This is a genomic window from Streptomyces sp. NPDC051214 (assembly GCF_040682375.1).
In the GTDB taxonomy this organism is placed as follows: domain Bacteria; phylum Actinomycetota; class Actinomycetes; order Streptomycetales; family Streptomycetaceae; genus Streptomyces.
In genome coordinates, this window is the sequence record NZ_JBFBAT010000013.1 from 71,498 (window position 1) to 91,514 (window position 20,017).

20 protein-coding genes are annotated in these 20,017 nt (G+C 70.2%); 2 read left to right on the forward strand and 18 right to left on the reverse strand.

Translation table 11 applies throughout. The features are described from left to right. Positions 1–460 precede the first annotated feature (460 nt). A complete protein-coding gene (locus AB0M70_RS30720; protein WP_365824949.1) occupies positions 461–1,720 on the forward strand; it encodes a DUF6801 domain-containing protein in 1,260 nt (419 codons plus the stop codon). Between the two features lie 93 nt (positions 1,721–1,813). Further along, positions 1,814–2,971 (forward strand): DUF6801 domain-containing protein, encoded by a 1,158-nt coding sequence (locus AB0M70_RS30725; RefSeq protein ID WP_365824952.1) that lies wholly within the window; start codon positions 1,814–1,816, stop codon positions 2,969–2,971. A 53-nt stretch (positions 2,972–3,024) separates the two neighbouring features. On the opposite strand, the gene AB0M70_RS30730 is transcribed toward AB0M70_RS30725, so the two are convergent. From AB0M70_RS30730 to AB0M70_RS30815, 18 genes are all read right to left on the reverse strand, one after another. Beyond that, positions 3,025–3,771 carry a methyltransferase domain-containing protein gene (locus AB0M70_RS30730; RefSeq protein WP_365824954.1) on the reverse strand — a complete coding sequence of 249 codons (747 nt, stop codon included), beginning with the start codon at positions 3,769–3,771 and terminating at the stop codon, positions 3,025–3,027. 159 nt (positions 3,772–3,930) lie between these two features. After that, entirely contained in the window at positions 3,931–4,953 is a 1,023-nt protein-coding gene (locus AB0M70_RS30735) for an HTTM domain-containing protein (protein WP_365824957.1), read from the reverse strand. Beyond that, positions 4,950–5,639 (reverse strand): DUF5819 family protein, encoded by a 690-nt coding sequence (locus AB0M70_RS30740; RefSeq protein ID WP_365824959.1) that lies wholly within the window; start codon positions 5,637–5,639, stop codon positions 4,950–4,952. Before AB0M70_RS30740 ends, AB0M70_RS30735 begins: the two co-directional genes overlap by 4 nt. A 12-nt stretch (positions 5,640–5,651) precedes the next feature. Further along, complete coding sequence (locus AB0M70_RS30745; RefSeq protein ID WP_365824961.1) at positions 5,652–6,233, reverse strand: hypothetical protein; 582 nt, start codon at positions 6,231–6,233, stop codon at positions 5,652–5,654. Positions 6,234–6,245: 12 nt separating this feature from the next. Further along, the gene (locus tag AB0M70_RS30750; protein ID WP_365824963.1) at positions 6,246–6,902 is read right to left on the reverse strand and encodes a hypothetical protein; all 657 of its coding nucleotides are present in this window, start codon (positions 6,900–6,902) and stop codon (positions 6,246–6,248) included. An 11-nt stretch (positions 6,903–6,913) separates the two neighbouring features. Then, positions 6,914–7,459, reverse strand: coding sequence for a hypothetical protein (locus AB0M70_RS30755; protein WP_365824965.1), 546 nt, complete (start codon positions 7,457–7,459; stop codon positions 6,914–6,916). A 33-nt stretch (positions 7,460–7,492) separates the two neighbouring features. After that, complete coding sequence (locus AB0M70_RS30760) at positions 7,493–8,089, reverse strand: hypothetical protein (RefSeq protein WP_365824967.1); 597 nt, start codon at positions 8,087–8,089, stop codon at positions 7,493–7,495. A gap of 46 nt (positions 8,090–8,135) precedes the next feature. Beyond that, positions 8,136–8,636: a hypothetical protein gene (locus AB0M70_RS30765; protein WP_365824969.1), complete on the reverse strand. Its 501-nt coding sequence runs from the start codon at positions 8,634–8,636 to the stop codon at positions 8,136–8,138. 14 nt (positions 8,637–8,650) lie between these two features. Further along, positions 8,651–9,862, reverse strand: coding sequence for an MlaD family protein (locus AB0M70_RS30770; RefSeq protein WP_365824971.1), 1,212 nt, complete (start codon positions 9,860–9,862; stop codon positions 8,651–8,653). After that, positions 9,862–10,986 carry an MlaD family protein gene (locus tag AB0M70_RS30775; protein WP_365825306.1) on the reverse strand — a complete coding sequence of 375 codons (1,125 nt, stop codon included), beginning with the start codon at positions 10,984–10,986 and terminating at the stop codon, positions 9,862–9,864. Before AB0M70_RS30775 ends, AB0M70_RS30770 begins: the two co-directional genes overlap by 1 nt. 23 nt (positions 10,987–11,009) lie before the next feature. Further along, positions 11,010–12,227, reverse strand: coding sequence for an MCE family protein (locus AB0M70_RS30780; RefSeq protein WP_365824973.1), 1,218 nt, complete (start codon positions 12,225–12,227; stop codon positions 11,010–11,012). Continuing rightward, positions 12,227–13,270 (reverse strand): MCE family protein, encoded by a 1,044-nt coding sequence (locus AB0M70_RS30785; protein ID WP_365824975.1) that lies wholly within the window; start codon positions 13,268–13,270, stop codon positions 12,227–12,229. Before AB0M70_RS30785 ends, AB0M70_RS30780 begins: the two co-directional genes overlap by 1 nt. Next, complete coding sequence (locus AB0M70_RS30790) at positions 13,267–14,301, reverse strand: MCE family protein (protein ID WP_365824977.1); 1,035 nt, start codon at positions 14,299–14,301, stop codon at positions 13,267–13,269. Before AB0M70_RS30790 ends, AB0M70_RS30785 begins: the two co-directional genes overlap by 4 nt. Then, on the reverse strand, positions 14,298–15,626 hold the full coding sequence (locus AB0M70_RS30795; protein WP_365824979.1) for an MCE family protein: 1,329 nt from the start codon (positions 15,624–15,626) through the stop codon (positions 14,298–14,300). The genes AB0M70_RS30790 and AB0M70_RS30795 overlap by 4 nt, the downstream gene beginning before the upstream one ends. Then, positions 15,623–16,465, reverse strand: coding sequence for an ABC transporter permease (locus AB0M70_RS30800; protein ID WP_365824981.1), 843 nt, complete (start codon positions 16,463–16,465; stop codon positions 15,623–15,625). Before AB0M70_RS30800 ends, AB0M70_RS30795 begins: the two co-directional genes overlap by 4 nt. Positions 16,466–16,468: 3 nt before the next feature. Continuing rightward, positions 16,469–17,266 (reverse strand): ABC transporter permease, encoded by a 798-nt coding sequence (locus AB0M70_RS30805; RefSeq protein WP_365824983.1) that lies wholly within the window; start codon positions 17,264–17,266, stop codon positions 16,469–16,471. Then, entirely contained in the window at positions 17,263–18,279 is a 1,017-nt protein-coding gene (locus AB0M70_RS30810; protein WP_365824985.1) for an ATP-binding cassette domain-containing protein, read from the reverse strand. The genes AB0M70_RS30805 and AB0M70_RS30810 overlap by 4 nt, the downstream gene beginning before the upstream one ends. 97 nt (positions 18,280–18,376) lie before the next feature. Next, on the reverse strand, positions 18,377–19,813 hold the full coding sequence (locus AB0M70_RS30815) for a DUF6801 domain-containing protein (RefSeq protein ID WP_365824987.1): 1,437 nt from the start codon (positions 19,811–19,813) through the stop codon (positions 18,377–18,379). Positions 19,814–20,017 lie beyond the last annotated feature (204 nt).

Here is a 20,017-nt window from a genome sequence, read left to right on the forward strand (position 1 = left end):
TTCCCTGTTGCCCTCCCCCGCCGTCTTCCCCTCGGTCTCCCATGCGCTCTCCCATGTACGGCCCCACTTCTGAGAATTGGCACAATCCAGAAATGACTACTGGCAGGTAAGGGGCCCGTCAACCCGATCGGCACAGTTCGGCGACGTGCGGCGAAGAGGGCCCCACAATTTGTCATCCGTGCACCGTGCCGTACTCACCGTGGCCACAAAACTTCCGGGCCGTCAACTTCCCTGCGCCAGAAGGCAGGAGCAAGCCTTGACCGCCCAACTACTCATCAGTAGTTTGCGTATTCGAAACACCGCCGTAGCGTCTGCGGCAATTCAGTCGGCAGATTTCCTCGAAGCGGCGCATTTCGCATCTCCCGATTTCCCCGGACAGCTGGGCCGGCGAGTCCCGAATCGCAGAGATGGCGCACCCGACCTTCGTTTGTGCCCATTCACGTAGCCCGAGAGGTAGCTCATGGGAGTGCACAAGAGACACGCCAGGGCACGCAGCGCCCTGAGCGCGGTGGCGGCCGCCGGCCTCGTCACCGGCCTGGTCACCCTCAGCGGCGGTTCCGCCTCCGCCGACCCGGTCAAGCTCACGCAGAAGTACACCTGCAAGTTCCCGATCATCAACAACGACCCGATCGAAGTCGAGATCTCCGCCGACATGCCCTCCACCATGCAGGTGGGCGAGTCGGTGCCCGAGTACGACATCAAGGCCGTCACCAAGGTCAGCGCCCGCGCCGCACAAGGACTGGGCGTCATGGGCGCGGTCACGCTGGAGGGCAAGGCCACCGCCGACGTCAACGTGACGCTGCCCGGCGGCACCGGCAACCTCCCCATCAAGGTCGTCAACACCGTCGCCAAGGGCAACATCCCCAACCCGGCCGCGGGGTTCACCCTCACCGCCAACGGCAAGTCGCCCGGCGGTCTCCTGACCTGGGAGAAGGAGGGGACCGCCAAGTTCGACGTGACCGGCCTCAAGCTGCACAACATGATCGCCCGCGACGCTTCGGGCGCCCCCGTCCAACTTCCCCCGAACGGCGACGAGTTCCCCGCGGACTGCACCCTGGACGCGGGCCAGTCCACCGCGCTGCACACCATGACCATCACCGGCGGCAGCACGGATCCCACGGACCCGCCGACCGATCCGCCCACCGATCCCCCGACCGACCCGCCCACGGACCCGCCGACGGACCCGCCCACCGACCCGCCCGGCGATGACCCGGTGAAGCTCAACTTCGGCATCAAGGGCAACTCGTTCATCAAGGCGGCCAACGGCAACGCCCCGCTCACGGGCGGCATCGACACCCGCTACGACCTGAACAAGGGCACCTTCGACGCCGACCTGACGCTCGATGCGACCAAGGGCAAGTTCACCATCATGGGCTTCCTGCCCACCACCGCGGACATCGCCTTCGAGCAGACCGGCAAGACCACCGGCACCCTTGACACCGCCGGCGCCCTGAAGTCGAAGTCCGAGATGTTCGTCAAGCTCTCCAGCGTCAACGCCTTCGGCCTTCCCATCGGCGGCGGCGCCGACTGCAAGACCTCCTCGCCCGCCAAGATCGACCTCGCCAGTGAGGGCCGCTTCCAGCCGTACAAGGGCGGCAAGCTCAAGGGCACCTACACCCTGCCCGGCATCAAGGGCTGCGGCGTCCTCAACGACATCATCAGCACGTTCATGGCAGGACCCGGCAACACCATCGACATGGACCTCACCTACAAGAGCTGAGACCACACCACAGCTGTGAGTCCGCATCCCGATCCGGCCCCCCGCCCCCTGAAGGCGGGGGGCCGGACCCGTTCCGCACAACTTGGAGAGGCAGTGCTGAGATTGCGCGCCCCAGGGTGGCGGGCCGCCCCCGCCATCGTGCTGCTCGCCGGGCTGATCGGCTTCACGTCCGGCCCACCGGCCACCGCGGGCTCGGTGTCCTTGACGCAGACCTACACGTGCGTGTTCCCGCTCATGGAGGAGGATCCGCTGACGGTCGTCATCACGGCGGATCTGCCGGAAAAGGTGCAGGTCGGCCAGCAGATCCCGGCCTTCCGGATCACCTCGGTGTCCAAGGTGAGCAAGGCGGCGGCCACCGCCCTGCGCACGGTCGGCGGCACCACCCTCGAAGGCATCGCCACAGCGGACGTCACCGTGCACATGCCCGAGGGCCCGCTGAACATCGCCCTCGACAACACCATCTCGAAGACTCCCCTGCCGCAGCCGCCCGCCGACTTCGACGTGACCGCCACCGGCCAGGCCCCGGCGCTGACTTTCCGACAGCCCGGCAGCGTGAAGATCGACGTCAACAGCCTGCTCCTGACGATGACCCCGCGGGACGCGACCGGCGCCAAGACGGCCCTCGACACCTTCGAGACCGAATGCACCCTCGATCCCGCCGACCAGAACAAGACGCTGCACACCGTCCAGGTCGAAGCGGGCCCGACCGACCCGACCGACCCACCGGACCCGGGTGGCGAGCCCTTGCAGCTGAGCTACGGCATCACGGGCAGCACGTTCATCAAGGCGGGCAAGGGCAGCGCCCCACTGACCGGCGGCATCGACGCCCGCTACGACCCAGCCAAGGGGACCTTCGACGCAGACCTGGAACTCGCCCCGACCAAGGGCAAGTTCACCCTCCTCGGCTTCCTGCCCGCCACCGCGGACATCTCCTTCGAGCCGATCGGACGGACGACAGGCACCCTCGACACGGCAGGCAGCCTCAAGACGCACTCCGAGACGCACGTCAAACTCACCGGAGTGAACGCGCTCGGCCTGCCCATCGGGGGCGGACCAAACTGCAGGACAAACGAGCCCGCCGGCGTCGACCTCGCCAGCGAGGGCCGCTTCGAACCGCACACCGGCGGCAAGCTCAAGGGCACCTACACCCTGCCCGCGCTGAAGGACTGCGGCGCCTTCAACGACATGATCAGCGCGTTCGTCGCGGGCCCCGGCAACACGATCGAACTGAACCTCACCTACGACACGTAGCAGGCACGCGGGTCCGGACAGCAACGCTGCCCGGACCCGCGCTCACGGGGCCGTCAGCGGCCCATCAGTGCGAAGACCCCCCAGCCGAGGTACTCCCGCTGGTACCGCGTGTAGCGGGCGGGATCGGTGGTGAGCTCGGCCCGTACCTCGTCGGCCAGCTCGTCATCGGGGTTCCCGTCCAGCCAGCGGCGGAGGTTGAGCCACTGTGCCGCCTGATACCGGTCCCAGCTGTCCTGATCGGCATGGACCATTTCCACGACGTCGTAGCCGAGATCGCCGAATTGCTCGATCAGCTCCGGCAGTCCCAGGAAGTCGTCCTTGCTGGTGGCGTGGCAGGCTCGGGCGGTTTCCCGGTCCGGCACCTCCCGACGCCAGTACGGCTCACCGATCAGCATCAGGCCGCCCGGGCGCAGACTCTGGGCCAGCAGCTCGACGGTGCCCGCCACGCCGCCGCCGATCCAGGTGGCGCCGACGCACGCGGCCAGATCGACCGGCTCGTCCGCGACGAAGCCGGCTGCGTCGTCGTGCGCGAAGGTGACCCGGTCGGCGACGCCCAGTTCGGCGGCACGGGCGCGGGCCTTCTCGGTGAACACCGTGCTGATGTCCACTCCTGTCCCGGTGACGTCGTGGTCGCGGGCCCAGGTGCACAGCATCTCGCCCGATCCGCTGGCGAGGTCGAGTGCGCGCGTGCCGGGCGCCAGGTGCAGCGCCTGGCCCAGGACGGCGAGCTTGCCAGGGGTGATCGGGTTGTGGACGCGGTGGCTACTCTCGCGAAGGGTGAAGATGCGTGGAAGATCCACTTGTGGTGTTCCTTCGGTTCGATGAGGTCATTACGGGGGCGGCAGACAGCCGACCGGAGTCGGCAGCCGTGGCTCGGACCGTCATCAAACACACCTCGTTCGCACGCATGGATCTTGAGCGGCTGAGTGTAAGCACCCCGGCGTGCCGGCTCCACCGAATTACGGGATCGTCGCGTGGGACGAGCGCAGCAGCCGCGCCGCGCGGGCCGCCCGCAGCCAGAACATGGTCGGCAGGAACACCAGATCCCCCACGACGGTGATCGCCGAGAACATCGGCAGCGCCAGCAGCAGCCCGATGCCCGCATGCGTGCCCAGCATGACGCCCAGGACGGCGTACTTGAGCCGCGGCACGAACACCAGCACGGGGAACAGCAGCTGGGAGGCGAGGGTGACATACGCAAGCAGCGTCAGCACACTCCCCTGCCCCGCCAGCCGGCCGGAGAGCTCGGGGAACGTCGCGAAGTCGTCGAGACGCAGGGCGTAGTGCAGCGCGCTGCCGTCCCGCCACGTCGCGCCACGGAGCTTGTAGAGGCCCGCGGTGGCGTAGACCACCATCACCTGGAAGGCGATCAGTGCCATGCCCGCGTTGTGCAGGACGGTGACGACGCGGCGGCGCAGTTCTTCGTACGGGGTCACGGGTGCGGGAGTCGCACGGGCGGCGCGGCGGGCGTCCAGGGACCAGCGGCGGCCTGACGCGCACAGCACCAGGTAGTTGGCGAACAGCAGGCTCAGCAGCTCGAAGCCGCTGCTCGCGACCGTCGAGCGCATGTAGAAGCCCGCGACGACGAAGGCGAAGAGGACCGCCATGAGGCGGGTGTGCCAGCCCAGCAGGTACAGCGCACTGACCGCGACCGCCAGCACATAGGCGGCCCAGAAGTAGTCGGGGCTCGGTGTGCCCAGCCAGGTGTACCACCAAGACAGCCGGCCGTCGGCGCCGCGTGCCTCGATCGAGGCACGGAGGAGTTCGGGGGTGTAGGGGGATCCGGGGCCCCAGAGGCGGTCAGCGTGGCCCGCCTCGCGCAGCAGGTTGAGCAGGAAGAGCCCCGAGACGCCGATGCGCAGGACCGCGGCTCCGTACAGCCCGAACGGCGTGCGGATCGCGGTGTGCAGGCGCTCCCGCATGCCCCGGCCGCCGTCCTCGGTGACGGCGGGCACCGCAGCCGAGGCCTGACGTAACGTCACGGGACCACCTCCCAGGTGCCCAGCGGTCGGCGGCTCGCGGCCGGTGCAAGGCCGCCGGGCGGGGCGATGGGCACGGTACGCAGGCGCAGCTCGACGGCGTCCGGGCGCGGCTCGCCGAGGTCGTGCAGGCGGACGACGACAACGTTGCGCAGATACTTTGCCGCGGGGGTCAGCGGCGCCCTCAGCTGGGTGTGCGGCGAGCCCGCGAGGTGGGCGCCGACCGCCTTGCGCAGGACGGCCTGGTCCTCCCGGCTGGGCAGCGGGTTGTGCCGGTGTGCGGCGATGTCGCGGGCGGTGAGGTCGATCCACCGGCCGGGGCGGTCCGCGCGCCAACTGCGCGCCTCCAGATGGGTGTTGGTGTGGGGCGGGTCGGGCGCGAAGATGTCCCAGTCCTGCGGGAACAGCGGCTGCAGCCACGCTTCGGCCTGTGCCGGGCGGGTGTCGGCCGAGGAGAGGGCGGGGCTGACGTACAGGACCAGGAGCGTCATGTGCACGAGTGCCGTAGCCATGATCAGCAGGGTCGCGGCCCTGCCCGCCGCCCGCAGCGGGCCGCCGAGCGGGATGCCGCGAGGCGCGAGCGGGTCGGGCGGCGCGACGAGGCGGTCCGCGACAAGGCGGTCCGCGACCAGGCGGTTCTTGTGATCCGGGCGGTCGGTGCGTTCGGTGGGGCCTGAGCCGTCATCCACGGCGTCACGCCCTTACCCGGCCGATGGTGCCGAGGGTCCGACACCGGGCAGGTTCTCGCACTCCGGCGCCTTGTCGAAGGCATGCTTGAGCGCGGGGTCGGTACGGAAGTCATGGGCGGGGCCCTGATACCCACCCGCCTTGCCCATGTCCTCGCCTGCCTTCTTCAGCGCCACCTTCAGCGACTTCCCATCGGTGACCTTGGCCTTCTTGAGTTCTGAAGTGGTGCCGGCGAGGCTGCTGCGGGCGCCGCGGAGGTTCTTGAGCGCCTTCTTGTACGCGGCGTCGCCGCCGTCGACGGGCGGTGCGCCGTCCTGCCGCATCTTCTTGTCCAGCGCCCCCAGTTGCCGCTCGAGCGCCTCCATGAAGGTGACGACCTCCGCGTGGTACTTCTTGGCGTCCTTCTGGTCCGCGGCGGGAAGCTTCAGCTGCGACCCGACGTCCTGCACGCTGTCGCACACGTCCGAGGCCCAGTCCACCTGCGGGCCGTCGTCGACACGTGAACTGCACCCGGACACGGTCGCCGCGACCGCGACCCCGAGGGCGGCGGACAAGAGCGCGGCGCTGTGCCGCCGCCCGCGTCTGGTGTTCCTCATGGTTGACTCCCCTTACCTGCTGAACGTGTCGATGTTCGCGATCTGCCAGGTACCGCCCCGGTGGATCACGTCCACGGCGAACATGGCGGCCGCGTGGCTGGCCGAACCGCCCTTGGCGGTACTGGTGTTGCTCTGGTCGGCGAACACCAGCGCACGGGCGCGGTCGCCGTCGATGACCTCGACTCCGCTGTGCGTGACGGTGGTGCTCAGGACGAGCTTTTGCCGCTCGCCCCGGGCACGGACCTGCGCGAGCATGTCCCGGTGCTGGGCGACCGCCTTGCCGGTGAGGTATTTGTCCGCGGCCTTCTCGGTCCGGCCCGGGTGGGTGTGGTCGTAGGAGAAGACCGCGTCGACGGCCTGGCCGACGGTGCCTTTGACCTCGCTGGTGCGGGCCGCGTCGGTCAGCGCCGTGTTGCGCAGGGCGGGCAGGTCGCGCTCGGCCCCGGCCCGGGTGTGGGCGAAGATCGAGAAGGCCGCGGCCAGTACGGCAAGCAGGGCGAGCAGCAGGGGCCAGGGGACGGATCTGAGCGATCTGCGGTTTCTCCGGGCGGACTTGTCCCGGGGTTGAGGTCGCGGACGCGGGGCCCGTCGTGCGAGGGCGGGTGTTTCGCGGGCCTTGACCGCGGCCAGGCGCCGCTGCCGGTTGACCATATGGCGTGTCGTCGACATGGATCGGCCCCTCAGTCGGACGGAGTGTCGGTGGGGGTCTCGCCTGCGGGGGCCTGGCCGAGACCGCTCAGCTTCCAGCCGTCGCCGGTGCGGGTGAGCTCGCCAAGGAGTCGGCTCTCCTTGGTGCTCGGCTTCTTCTTGGGCGGGTCGACGGTGATCCGCATCGCGATCAGAACACCGGCCCGGCCCTCGCGCTCGTCCAGTTCGGTCACGGCTCCGGACAGCACCTCGGCCGTGGTGACCGTGCGGGCGGTGCGCACCTGCTTCTCGAACTCGGGCCTGCCCTTGCGCAGTTCGTCCAGGAGACTGCCGGTGGCGGACTGCTCCCAGGCGTCCAGGCCGCGCTCGAGGTCACGGTGGTCGAGGGTGTTCATGTTCAAGGCGGCCTGTTCGCCCGCCGCGAGCACCTCGTCACGGACCTGTGCGAACCGCGCTGAGTCGTCGTGGGCCGCCGCGTACCAGGACGAGCCCGTCCAGGCGGCGAAGCCCAGGGCGAGGGCGGCCGCCGCGGAGGCGAGCGCGAGTCTCGTACGGTGTCGGGGTGTCGTACGTGCCATGTCCCTCTCCGGTGATGCCCTAGAGGTGATGCCCTAGCGGGCCTTGATGTCGGTGATCCTCCAGCGGCCGTGGTCCAGGCGCGCGGTGATCGAGAGCTGGGCGGCCGCCGTGGTCGCCTTGGCGCCTTTGCGCTTGGCCCGCTGGTCGAGGAAGACCAGGAGACGGGCCGTGTCGCCGGTGAGCTCCACGGCTCCGGCCCGTACGACCTGCGTGGTCAGCCACAGCTCCTGTGCGCCCACTTGTCGGCGGAGTTTCGCGACCAGGGACCGGTAGTCCTTGGCCGCTTCGCCCCGCAGCACGTCCTGCGCGCGCCGCTCGGTGGTGGCCAGGTCCTGGGGTGTGTAGGTGAACACCGTGGTGAGTGCGTCGCTGATGTCTGCGATGACCCGACGGGTCCGCTCGCTGTCGGTCAGCGCCTGGTTGGTGGCGCCCGGCGTGTGCGCGGTCCGGTCGGTGAGGACCAGGAGGGTGGCGCCGCTCAGGAGCAGCACGGCCAGCAGGAGGGCGAGCACCGTGCGGCCTCCGCGGCGCCCACGGCGGGGCGCGGGCTGCGTCCCGGCGTCGGAGCCGCTCCCCTCCCCGGCCGTGGCGGCATCCACCCCGCGCCGAGGCTTCAGTCCGGCGCTCATGTGCATCCCCTCATCTGGTTGCGGCCCCTCATGTCCCTGCGCCCTCTCATTCCGCTGCGACCGGGACCGCGCTCAGGGAGCTGAGTTTCCAGCCCGCCCCGCTGTCGTCGAGGCCCGCCTCGAAGCGTTTGCGGTCGGTGGTGGATGTGCCGGTGCGTGCGGTCACCTCGACGCGGACCGTGGCGATGACCTTCGCCGTGCCCGCCCGGCTGTCCAGGGCGATGACCGCCGCGTCGGTGACCGTGCCGCGGGTGGTGGTGCCCTCCTGCTCGAGGGCCTTGGCGCTGTCGTCGCCGGTGCGCCGCAGCTCGTCCGCGAGGGGCCCGTCCGCCGCCTGGGTCCAGGCGCGCAGCGAGGCCCGCACGTCCTTGCCGTCCATGGTGTTGAGCACCGCGATGTGCTTGCGGGCGGCGTCCAGTGCGCTGTCACGGTCGCGGGCGTAGGCCAGGTCGTCGTCGGCCCGCGTGTGGGCGTACGTCCATCCCGAGAAGCCGCAGAACAGCGCTCCCGCCAGCAGTGCGGCCGTCCATGCGCCGCGTTGCCCCATGGTTCCCCTCTCCCTCATGACGTGCCCATCCCGAGCAGCCCGCTCAGGTCGGTGGGGCTGTTGGCGGGTGCCTGGCCTTGCCTCGTCCCGCCGGATCCGGGCCGGGCGGGCTCGGGCACGCCGCCGCGCGGTGCGTTGCCCGAGCCGCGGACGTTCTGACCGCTGCCGGGACGTGCGGTGCAGGCCGCCTCGGTGTTGGTGGGGGCCGGTGAGGTGTCCAGGCCGTTGCGGTAGGTGGTGCCGCCGTATCCGGCGGTGCAGGGCAGCGGCTTGAAGAACGTGGTGGTCATGCCGAAGCGCACGCCGTCGGGGCCGATGGCGCTCGCTCCGGTGGAGGCGACCTGCGGGATGCGCACCATCAGTTCGCGGGTGCCGCGCTGGCGGGTCACCAGGAGCTCGGAGGTGGTGGTGAGGTTGGCAAGCACGACGCTCAGGCCGGGGTCGGTGTCCTGCAGGAGGGCGGTGAACTGGGTGGCCGCGTCGGGGGTCTGGGCGATGAGGCGGCGCAGGTCGGGGTCGGACTGCTTGAGCTGGGCGGCCAGTTCGGCGGTGCCGCTCGCGAAGGACTTCAGGGCTTTGGACTGTTCGTTCTGGGTGCGCAGGACCGTCTCGCCGTCGATGAGGAGCCGGGTCGTGGCCGGCAGGGACTTCTTGGCCGCGCGGATGAATTCGCTGCTGGTGTCGAGGAGGATCTGCAGGTCCTGTCCGCGTCCCTCGAAGCTCTTGCCGAGTTCGTCGACGACCGTGCGCAGTGCGGCGGTGTCCACCGAGGAGGCCAGCCGGTCGACGCTGGTGAGTACGTCGGTGACCGGCGCGGGGGTGTGCGTGGCCGCGCGCGGGACGACCGAGCCGTCGGCGAGGTAGGGCGGCTCGTCGGTGCGCGGGCTCAGGTCGAGGTACTGCTCGCCCACCGCCGAGAGGTTGGCGACTTTCGCGTCCAGGTCGCTGGGAATCTTCGGCGCCGATTCCTTGATGCGGATGCGGGCCTCGACTCCGTCGGGCGTCAGCTCCACGGCTTCCACCCGGCCGACGTCGACGCCCCGGTAGGTGACGTTGCCGTGGCTGAACAGGCCGCCGGTCTGGGCGAGTTGCACCTTGACCGTGTAGTGGTCGCGCGCGCCCACGTATCGCCCCAGATCGGCGTACGTGGTGGCGATGTAGGCAAGGACGAGGACGCCGAGTACAAGGAAGGCGATGTTCTTCAGGTGGGTGGCGCGGGTGAGCACTAGGAGTCGCCTCCTGAGGTTGCGGTGACCGCGGGCAGCGGCAGGGATGAGCGCGTGGCGGTGCCGCCGCCGCGGACGGGTGGCACGATCTCCGTGCCGGGGGCCGCGGCGATCTTCAGGTAGACGTTGAGGTAGTCGCCCTTCACCCCGGTGAGCACCTCGTCCGTGAAGGGATAGGTGAACATCACCTGCAGGGACGCGGGCAGGTCGGCGCCCGAGTCGGCGAGGTTCTTCAGGACCGGGGCCAGGGCCTTGAGGTCGGCGACCAGGTCGTCCTTGGTGCGGTCGACGGTGTCGACGGCGACCGTGGAGAGCGAGTCCAGGGCGCGCAGCATGCTCACGAGGGAGGAGCGCTGGTCGCTGAGGACCTTCAGGCCGGGCGGCAGGTCCCGCAGGATGTCGCCGATCTTGCGGTCGCGGGTGGCCAGGGTGGTGGAGAGCCGGTTCATGCCGTCGAGGGCGTCGGTGATGTGTTTCTTGTTTTTGTCCAGGCTCTTCGCGGTGGTGTTGATCTGCCGCAGCACGGAGCGGATGTCCCCCTCCTTGCCGCCGAGCGCCTTGTTCAATTCGCGGGAGATGGTCTGGATCTGCTGTACGCCGCCGCCGCTGAGGACCATCGACAGGGCGCCGAAGACCTCCTCGATCTCGGGGTTGCGGTTGGTGCGGGCCGGCGGGATCACATCGCCGTCACGCAGCCGGCCCTGGTCGGCGGCGTAGGCGGCCGTGGTGCCCCTCGCGGTGTCCTGGAGGTCGGGGCGGGCACGCATGTCCTTGGGGGCGACGAGTTGCACGTACTTCTCGCCCAGGACGCTGGATTGCTCGAGGTTGGCGTAGGCGTTGGCGGGCAGCCGTACGCCGCCGTTGACCTTGAGGGTGACGCGGGCGGCCCAGCCGTTGTCGGCGAGGGATATGCGGGTCACGCGGCCGACCTCGACGTCGTTGACCTTGACCGCGGAGTGCGGGAAGAGGCTGACGACGTCGCGGAACTCGGCGGTGACCTCATAGGGATGGTCGCCGAGGTCGGCTCCGCCGGGCAGCGGCAGATCCTGCAGGCCGTCGAAGTCCGGCAGGCCGCCGGCGCCCAGGGCCAGGCCGAGCAGGGTCACGCTCAGGGACAGGCCCATGGCGATGCGGGCGGTGCGGCGCTTCATGGGCGGCCTCCCCCGGCCTGGTCCGCCGTGCCGTAGACGGAGCCGACCGGCGGCAGCGGCAGCACGGGCAGACTCTTGACCCGCTTCTGGGGGACGGCCACGAGATCCTCGGCGCCGCCGCGTGCAGCGCCGCCGTTCGCGGTGCCGCTCACCGAGGCCAGTTCGGTGATGTTGGCGCGGCCGTCGATGGTGCGGGTGCGCGGGTTGTAGGCCTGGTCGAGGTTGGCGGCGGCCAGCGGCAGGACATCCAGGGCCTCGGCCACCGAGGCCCGCTGCTCGACGACGGACCGGGTCAGGCCCGCCAGCTTGTCGACGTTCGACTTCAGGCGGCCCCGGTTGTCCTTGATGAACTTCTTGACCTGGCCAAGGGCCGTCCCAAGTTCCTTGAGGGCGCCGGCGAGGTCGGTCTTGTCCGCGGCGAGGAAGCCCGCCACCTCCGACACCTGCTGCTCGGCACGGGCCACTTGACCGTCCTTGCGCTTGAGCATGCCGATGAACTCCGCCAGCTGCTCGACGGTGGTGACGAGGTCGCCGCTGTTGCCGTTGAGGACGGCGGAGGCGCCGCCGAGCTGGTGGATGGTGTCGCCGATGTCCTTGCCGTTGCCGTTCAGGTTCTTCGCCCCGGCCTCGACGAGCCCGGCCAGAGCACCGTCCTTGTTCGCCCCGTCGGGGCCCAGCGCGTCGCTCAACTCGGTGACGCTCTTGAGGAGGTCGTCGACCTCGACGGGGGTCGCCGTGTGCTCGGCGCTGATGACGTCCCCGTCGCGGATCTGCGGGCCGCCGCTGTAGGCGGGGCTGAGCTGCACGAACCGTCCTGACACCACGCTGGGGGCGACCACGACCGCCTGCACCTGGGCGGGCACCTTGACGCCTTCGTCCAGGGTGAGCCGCACCCGCACCTGTCGGCCCTGGGGCCGGATCTCGTCGACGCTGCCGACGCGCACCCCCAGCACCCTGAGGTCGGAGCCCTCGTGGACGGCGACGGCACGGTCGAAGTAGGCGGTGAGGTGCTTGCCGTCCCCGCCGCGGGCGAGCGCCGTCACCCCGGCGATCCCGCCCGCGGCGAGGAGCGCGAGGACGATGAGGATGACCACGAGCCGTCCGCCCCACAGGGAGCCGGTGGCATCGGCGACCCGCTCCCCCAGCCCACGACGCGCGCGTCGTCGTGCGCGCTCGGATGACTGCGTGCGGGCGGGTGGTCGTGTGCGGGCCATCAGCGTCCGCCTCCCTGTTTCGGCGGCATGCATCCGCTGGCCGGTCCCGTGCCCGCGGGTAGGTAGTCCTTGGGGACCAGGCCGCACAGATAGCCGTCCATCCAGCGCCCGTTGCCCAGGGTGTTGCCCACGAGCCGGTAGTAGGGCCCGGCGGCGGCCAGGGCCTTGTCGAGGTTCTTCTGGTTCTTGCTCAGGACGCCGGTCACGCGGTCGAGCGCGGCCAGCGCGGGGCCCAGCCGGCGTTCGTTGTCGCCGACGAGACCGCTGATCTCGGTGCCGAGGTCGCGGGCGCCGACCAGCAGCGCATGGATGGAATGACGACGGTGGCGTACCTCTTCAAGGAGCAGGTTGCCGTTGTCGAGCAGCCGCTCGAACTGCTTCTTCTTGCTGTTCACGGACGTGGTGAACTGGGCTGACCCATCGAGGAGTTCGGACAGCTCGTCGTTGCGCGTGGAGATCGTCCGGGAGAGCGCGGAGAGGCCCTTCATCGCTTTGCGGACGTGCGGCGGAGTGTTCTTGAAGGCCCCCGAGACGGCCTTGAAGCTCTTGGCGAGCTGGTCCTCGTCCAGCGCACCAGCGGTGCGGCTCAGCCCGTTGAACGCCTCCATGACGTCGTACGGGGAGGTGGTGCGGCGGACGGGGATGCGCTTGCCGGGGTCCTGTTTGCGGCTGCCGAGCGGATCGACCGCCAGGTATTTGGCGCCCAGGAGGGTCTTGATGGCGATGCCGATGGTGCTGCGGTCACCGATCCAGGCATCCTTCACCTCGAAGGTGACCTTCACCTTGGGGCCGTCCAGGGCGACCTCCTCCACCTTGCCGACCCGCACGCCGGCGATGCGTACCTCGTCGCCCGCCTTGAGCCCCACCGAATCGCGGAAATCGGCGGTGTAGCGGGTGCCGCCGCCGATCACGGGCAGCGATTCGGCGTTATAGGCGAGCAGCCCGATCAGGGTCATGGCCAGGAGCCCGGCCAGGGCGACGGCCACCGGGTTGCGCTCATTGAGCGGTTTGAGTCGGGGGCGTCGCAGTCGGGGCAGCTTCATGCGCGGCACCTCGCGTCCTTGATCGCGAGTCCGGTCGGCGGTGGGCTGTCGTCGTAGGTCGAGACACCGCTGACCTTCGCCTCGCAGAGGTAGAGGTTCAGCCAGGAGCCGTAGGAGGCCGTCCGGGAGATGGCGGCCATCTTCTGTGGGGTCTTCTGTAGGACGTTCTCCACCAGGGGCGCGTTGTCGGCGAGGGTCTCGGACACCCGCCCCAGGTCGCGGATGCCCTCCTTCAGGGGTGCCCGGCTCTTGCCGAACAGGTCCGCGGTGCTCACGCTGAGCTTGGCCAGCGATTCGACGGACCGGCCCACGCTCTTACGGTCGTCGGAGAAACCGGAGACCAGTTTCTCGACCGTGCCGATGAGTTCGGTGAAGCCCTTCTGCCGGGTGTTGACCGCCTTCAGTACGCGGTTGAGGTTGCTGATGACCTGCCCGATCACCCGGTCCTTGGCGGCCACCGTGGTGGTCAGCGAGCCGACGGTCGCAAGGAGGCTCTCGACCGTGCCGCCCTCGCCCTGCAGGACCTGCACGATCGATCCGGCGAGCGCGTTGGTGTCCTGCGGGGAGAGTCCTTGCATCAGCGGCTGGAACCCGTTGAAGAGCTGGGTCAGGTCGAGCGCGGGGGTGGTGCGGCTGAGCGGGATGGTCTGCCCCGGCTGCAGGGTGCGGCCGACCGGTCCGGCGCCGCGGCGCACATCGACGAAGCGCTGCCCGAGCATGTTCAGGTACTTGATGGACGCCGTGGCCGAAGCGGGCATCCGCCGCTCCCCCTCCAGCGTGAACTCGACTTGCGCATACCGGCGTTGGACGATCTCGATCGAGGACACCTGGCCGACCTTCACCCCGGCGATGCGCACCGAGTCGCCTTCGTTGAGCCCGGTGGCATCGGTGAACCAGGCCTTGTAGCTGCGACTGCCGCCGACGTCGCTGCCCGAGACGCTCAGGGCGAGCACGGTGGTGGCCAGGGCGGTCACCACGATGAAGATCAGCGATTTGACGGCGGGGCCGGTCAGGCTGCGCTGTCCGCTCACTTCAACTGCACCTCCGCCCCGCGGAAGGCCGGTCCTGCCAGCACGCTCGACCAGTCGGGCAGGGAGCCGCGCCGGTCCTTGTCCGGTGCGGCGAGAAGTTCGGTGACAAGGCTGTTCTCCTGGGGCGAGTTGGCCACGCCGAGTCCGCCGGACACCCCGCTCAGGGTGGTGGGCGTGCTCTGCTGCGCGGCATAGGAGGCGCCCGTGTAGGGGACGGGGTAGCAGCGCGGCCCGCCCCCTGCCTCGTAGCGGGGCGCGTCCCGGCCCGGTGTGTAGGCGCCGCGCGAGGGGACGACCCGCACATCGACGTGCAGGCCCGGCCGGTCGGTGCCCTTGCCCAAGGCGGCGTCCATCGCCGGCACGAAGTCGGCGACCGTGCTCAGGGTGCAGGGGAAGGCGGGCGCGTACTGGGCGAGGATCTCCAGGGTGGGGCGGCTGGTGGCGGTCAGCCGGATGAGGTTGGCGCGGTTGCCGCGCAGCCAGCTGCCGGTCTCCTGGGATGTGCTGGTGACCGACGCGTACAGCGTGGACAGATCGGCTCGCTGTGCGGCGATGGTGGCGCTGGTGGTCGTGGCGTCGTGCAGCGCGTCGACCAGGTCGGGTGCGGCATCGGCGTAGGTGTCGCTCAGTTCGACGAGTTGCTTGATGTCGCGGTTCAGGGAGGGCAGGTGGGGGTTGAAGTCCTTCAGATAGCCGTTGAGCTCCACCAGCGACTCGCCGAGCTTGTGCCCCCGTCCTTCGAGGGCCTGGGCGAGCGCCGACAGGGTGGCCGACAGTTTCTGCGGCTGCACGGCGGTCAGCAGGGGCAGCAGATTGTCGAGCACCTGCTCCAGCTCGACGGCGCTGCGGCTGCGGTCCTGCGGGATGACACTGCCCGCGGCCAGCGGGCGCGCCGAGGGAGTTTCGGGCGGTACGAGAGCCACGTACCGCTGCCCGAACAACGTGGTCGGCAGCAGCTGGGCCCGCACGTCGGAGGGAACCCGGCCGATCTGGTCGGGGTGCAGGGCGAGGGTGAGCCGTGCGGTGCGGCCGCCCGTGTCGATCCTCTCGACTTCGCCGACGACGACGCCGCGCAGCTTGACCTCGGCGCGCGGGTGCATCTCGCTGCCGGCGCGGCCCGTCTCGACGGTGACGGTCGCGGAGTCGGTGAACTCCTTGTCGTACACGGCGATCGAGAGCCACACCAGCAGGGCGGGCACCACGAGGTACACCACTCCGGCGAGCCGTCTGCGTCGGGCCAGGGCGCCCTCCGTGGGGCGCGTGCGTGCCGCAGGCCCCGTGGCCGGGCGGGAGGGGGTCTGTGGCGTCTTGGGCGGGGCGCTCATCCGGCCACCTTCACCGTGGTGGTGGCGCCCCACAGCGCCAGGCTGAGGAAGAAGTCGGTGACGCTGATCAGCACGATCGCGGTGCGCACGGAGCGGCCGACGGCCACCCCCACCCCGGCAGGGCCGCCCGAGGCGCGGAAGCCGTAGTAGCAGTGCGCGAGGATCACGAGCACGCTGAAGATCAGCACCTTGAGGAAGGACAGGAGCACGTCCGTGGGGACCAGGAACAGGTTGAAGTAGTGGTCGTAGGTGCCCGTCGACTGCGCGTTGAACAGCACGGTGGTCGCCCGTGAGGCCAGGTAGGAGCCGAGCAGGCCGATGCCGTACAGCGGGATGACCGCGATCGCGCCGGCCACGATGCGGGTGCTGACCAGGAAGGGCGTGGAGCGCACGCCCATGCTCTCCAGGGCGTCGACCTCTTCGTTGATGCGCATCGCGCCCAGCTGGGCGGTGAACCCGGCGCCGACCGTGGTGGACAGGGCCAGGGCGGCGACCAGCGGGCCGATCTCGCGGGTGTTGAAGTAGGCGGAGACGAAGCCGGTGAACGCGTCGGTGCCGATCTGGCTGAGCGCCGCGTACCCCTGCAGGCCCACGACCGTGCCGGTGAAGACGGTGATGCCGATCATCACGCCCACGGTGCCGCCGATCACCCCCAGGCCGCCGCTGCCGAAGGCGACCTCGGCGAGGAGGCGCTGGATCTCCTTGGGGTAGCGGCGCATGGCGCGCGGAATCCAGATCAGCGCCCGCAGGTAGAAGAGGAGTTCGTCGCCGGGGCGGTCCAGCCAGGCGAAGGCGCGGCTCTTGCCGCCACGATCGCTGCCGCGTTGCGTCAGGGCCATGGGTCACAGCCCCTTCGGGGGGACGAGCTGCAGATAGAGGCCCGTCAGGACCATGTTGACGAAGAAGAGGATGAGGAAGGTGAAGACGACCGACTGGTTGACCACGTCCCCCACGCCCTTGGGGCCGCCCTTGGGGTTCAGTCCGCGGTAGGCGGCCACCACACCGGCGATGAAGCCGAAGATCAGCGCCTTGAACTCGCTGATGTAGAGGTCGGGCAGCTGGGCGAGCGCGGAGAAGCTGGCCACGTACGCGCCCGGGGTGCCGTTCTGCATCACGACGTTGAAGAAGTAGCCGCCCAGGGTGCCCACCACGGAGACCAGGCCGTTGAGGAGAAGACCGACCAGCATCACGGCGAGCACCCGGGGCACGACCAGGCGCTGGACGGGCGAGACGCCCATGACCCGCATGGCGTCCAGTTCCTCGCGGATGGTGCGCGAGGCGAGGTCGGCGCAGATCGCGGACCCGGCGACACCCGAGATGAGCAGGGAGACGATCAGCGGGCTGGCCTGCTGGATGATGACCAGGACGCTGGCGCCGCCGGTGAAGGCCTGGGCGCCGAACTGCTCGATCAGGGAGCCCACTTGGAGGGCGATGACCGCCCCGAAGGGGATGGTCACCAGCATCGCGGGCAGGATCGTGACGCTGGCGATGAACCAGAACTGCTCGACGAACTCGCGCCACTGAAAGGGCCGTTTGAACATCAGGCGGAGCACGCTCAGGGCGAGCGCGAACAGGTGGCCGATCTCGCGCAGCACGCCCAGGCCCGGCAGGGGCTGACGCGGGGCGGGGGGTGCGCTCATGTGGCCGCTCCCCTGACCACCCGGGGCGCGGCGGGCCTGGGGGCATCGCCCTCGCGCAGGCTGGCCTCGATGGCGCGGCGGGCCGCGGGCGGCAGTTCGTGCAGCATGCCCTGGACGCGCTCCCGGCGCCGGCGCACCGCCTGGCGCTCGGGCAGTCCGGGGGTGGGCGCCAGTTGCGGCACGATGGTCCGCTCACCCGGGGGCCCGGCGATGATGCCGTGCGCGGCCTCCAGGTCCAAGGTGGCCTGGTCCTTCTCCTCGGACATGCCGATGGGCCCTGCCCTGCGGGCGCTGAGGAACTGTTCGACCACCGGCTCCTCACTGGTCAGGAGCACTTCGCGGGGCCCGAAGGTCACCAGGTTGCGGCGGAAGAGCATCCCCATGTTGTCCGGGACGGTCGCCGCGATGTCGAGGTTGTGGGTGACGATGAGCATCGTCGCGTCGATCTCGGCGTTGATGTCGATGAGCAACTGCGAGAGGTAGGACGTGCGCACCGGGTCGAGCCCCGAGTCCGGCTCGTCGCACAGGATGATCTGCGGGTCGAGCACCAGCGCCCTGGCCAGGCCCACGCGTTTGCGCATGCCGCCCGATATCTCGCCGGGCAGCTTCTTCTCGGCTCCCGCCAGGCCGACCAGGTCGAGCCGCTCCATGACGATGCGACGGATCTGCGCTTCCTTCTTGCGGGTGTGCTCGCGCAGGGGGAAAGCGACGTTGTCGAAGAGGCTGAGCGAGCCGAAGAGCGCGCCGTCCTGGAACATCAGGCCGAAGAGCTTGCGGGCCTCGTACACGTCCCGTTCGCGGCTGTTGACCATGTCGACGCCGTCGATGAGGACGTGCCCCTGCTCGGGGCGGACCAGGCCGACGATCGACTTCAGGAAGACCGTCTTGCCGGTGCCGGACGGGCCGAGCATCACGCTGACCTCGCCGCGCGGCAGGGTCAGGGTCACGTTCTGCCAGATGTTCTGCTTGCCGAACGACTTGGTCAGTCCTTCGACGACCACTTCGACTCCCATCGCACCTCCTTGCTCAGAGTTCGGGGTGTGCACGGTTCGGGGCTGTGCACGGTTCAGGTCTCGGCTCGGGGCTTGCGGCCCGCGGCTCGCCCGGCGATCAGAGGTCGGGAAGCTCAGGGATCTTGCAGGTGGATCCGGCGCCGCAGACGCGCCCCTGGCGGATCTTCAGGGCGTTGCCGGGTCCGGAGACGGCGCCGGAGAGCAGCACGTCCAGGTCCTCGCCGTGCGCGCCGCACCCGCTGAGCGCCGGAATGTTCAGCTCGCCCTGCAACAGCCCGCCCTCGCTGACCGGATAGCTGCCGGTCAGTTCCGTCTCCACGGGCCGCGAGGTGCGGCAGCGGGTCCCGACATCCAGGGGCACCCCGTTGATCCGTACGTCGTACAGGCGCAGATGCTGGCGATAGCCGACCCGGGTCACCGGCGCCTTGCCCGGTCGGATGATGTTGACGATGGTCGCCGGCTCGGGCTCGAAGCGGACCTTGGCGGTGGTCGGCTGGAAGCCGAAGGTGAGGAACGTGCCCTGGGTGTCGGGCAGTTGCATGAGCCCCAGGTGGTCGTACTCGACGTAATCGGGAGCCCTGACCTCGCGCATCCGCATGGCCAGATGCATCAGTCCGACCCGTTGCGCGCGCGGGTCGTTGACCAGGGCCGAGCTCTTGAGTTTGCGCAGGGTGGCGAAGCCCGCCGGCACCGCGCACATCGAGGTCGGCTCCAGCTCGCTGACCTCCCCGCCCGCAGGCACCGGCGGCAGCCGCTCGGGGTCGAGCGTGCCCTTGGGCGGCTGTGCGGGGCAGGTGTCCGTGGCGGCGCGCGACTGCGGCCCGGCATCGATGCCCTGCGGGGCATCGCGCGGGGTGTCACCGTCCGGGGCGGCGGAGCCACTGGGTGGCTTTGCGGGTGTCTCGGAGGCGGGCGCCTCGACGGGCACGGCCGCGAGCAGGGTGTCCGCGCCCCTGGCCGGAGTGCAGGCCAGCTTGGCCCGAACCGGCCGCACGCCCGCATCGCCGGTGCCCGCACCGGCGGTGGCAGTAAGGGAGAGGTGCAACTTCCCGGCCGTGAAGGTGACATCGCCGGCAGAGCCGACCGTCACATAGGGCACGTCACCGCCGAGGCCGATCTCCACGGCGCCCTGTGCGGGCAGCCGCACCTCGGCGGAAGCCAGGTCCGCCCACTCGGCCTGTGCCCGCTCGCGCCCCTGGGCGATCGTCGTGGCCAGGACGGCCGTGCCCGCGAGGGATGCCGTGCCGTCGGGCAGCAGCTCGGCCAGGACCGGCCGCGGCAAGGTCGCTCGTACGCTCACTTCCCCGGGCCTGATCGGCTTGCCGACCGCGCCGCGCTCGGGAAACGCGGCAGCCACGGTGACCTCGACCTGCCGGGTGCCCGAGGGCAGGGTGCAGTCGTATGCGGCCGTGAGCCGGGCCTCCCGCTGATCCCGCGCGGCCGAGCCCGAACCGGGCAGCAGGCCGAGCACACACGCCGCCACAGCGACCGCGGCCACCCGTGCGGTGCGCCGACCGCTCAGGGCATCAGTCATCGCTGCTCTCCGATCAGAGGGCGGACCCCGCGACAGGGGGGCCGCCGCGGGGTCCGATGGAGTGGTCCTCACGCGGTCCGCGGGGAGCCGGGGCCACGTGTGCGAAGGGGCATCCGCACGGGGAGGACCGAAGCAGGCACCGGGCAATACCGTCCAATAAGGCCCGATCCGCTTCCTGTTCGACTTTTCGAAACGGACCTTACG

What these genes read in the sequence shown, in the direction of transcription:
- AB0M70_RS30720 (WP_365824949.1), top strand. Translation starts at nt 461, where the DNA reads ATGGGAGTGCACAAGAGACACGCCAGGGCACGCAGCGCCCTGAGCGCG.
- AB0M70_RS30745 (WP_365824961.1), bottom strand. Translation starts at nt 6,233, where the DNA reads ATGAGGAACACCAGACGCGGGCGGCGGCACAGCGCCGCGCTCTTGTCC.
- AB0M70_RS30750 (WP_365824963.1), bottom strand. Translation starts at nt 6,902, where the DNA reads ATGTCGACGACACGCCATATGGTCAACCGGCAGCGGCGCCTGGCCGCG.
- AB0M70_RS30755 (WP_365824965.1), bottom strand. Translation starts at nt 7,459, where the DNA reads ATGGCACGTACGACACCCCGACACCGTACGAGACTCGCGCTCGCCTCC.
- AB0M70_RS30760 (WP_365824967.1), bottom strand. Translation starts at nt 8,089, where the DNA reads ATGAGCGCCGGACTGAAGCCTCGGCGCGGGGTGGATGCCGCCACGGCC.
- AB0M70_RS30765 (WP_365824969.1), bottom strand. Translation starts at nt 8,636, where the DNA reads ATGGGGCAACGCGGCGCATGGACGGCCGCACTGCTGGCGGGAGCGCTG.
- AB0M70_RS30775 (WP_365825306.1), bottom strand. Translation starts at nt 10,986, where the DNA reads ATGGGCCTGTCCCTGAGCGTGACCCTGCTCGGCCTGGCCCTGGGCGCC.
- AB0M70_RS30780 (WP_365824973.1), bottom strand. Translation starts at nt 12,227, where the DNA reads ATGGCCCGCACACGACCACCCGCCCGCACGCAGTCATCCGAGCGCGCA.
- AB0M70_RS30785 (WP_365824975.1), bottom strand. Translation starts at nt 13,270, where the DNA reads ATGAAGCTGCCCCGACTGCGACGCCCCCGACTCAAACCGCTCAATGAG.
- AB0M70_RS30795 (WP_365824979.1), bottom strand. Translation starts at nt 15,626, where the DNA reads ATGAGCGCCCCGCCCAAGACGCCACAGACCCCCTCCCGCCCGGCCACG.
- AB0M70_RS30800 (WP_365824981.1), bottom strand. Translation starts at nt 16,465, where the DNA reads ATGGCCCTGACGCAACGCGGCAGCGATCGTGGCGGCAAGAGCCGCGCC.
- AB0M70_RS30805 (WP_365824983.1), bottom strand. Translation starts at nt 17,266, where the DNA reads ATGAGCGCACCCCCCGCCCCGCGTCAGCCCCTGCCGGGCCTGGGCGTG.
- AB0M70_RS30810 (WP_365824985.1), bottom strand. Translation starts at nt 18,279, where the DNA reads ATGGGAGTCGAAGTGGTCGTCGAAGGACTGACCAAGTCGTTCGGCAAG.
- AB0M70_RS30815 (WP_365824987.1), bottom strand. Translation starts at nt 19,813, where the DNA reads ATGACTGATGCCCTGAGCGGTCGGCGCACCGCACGGGTGGCCGCGGTC.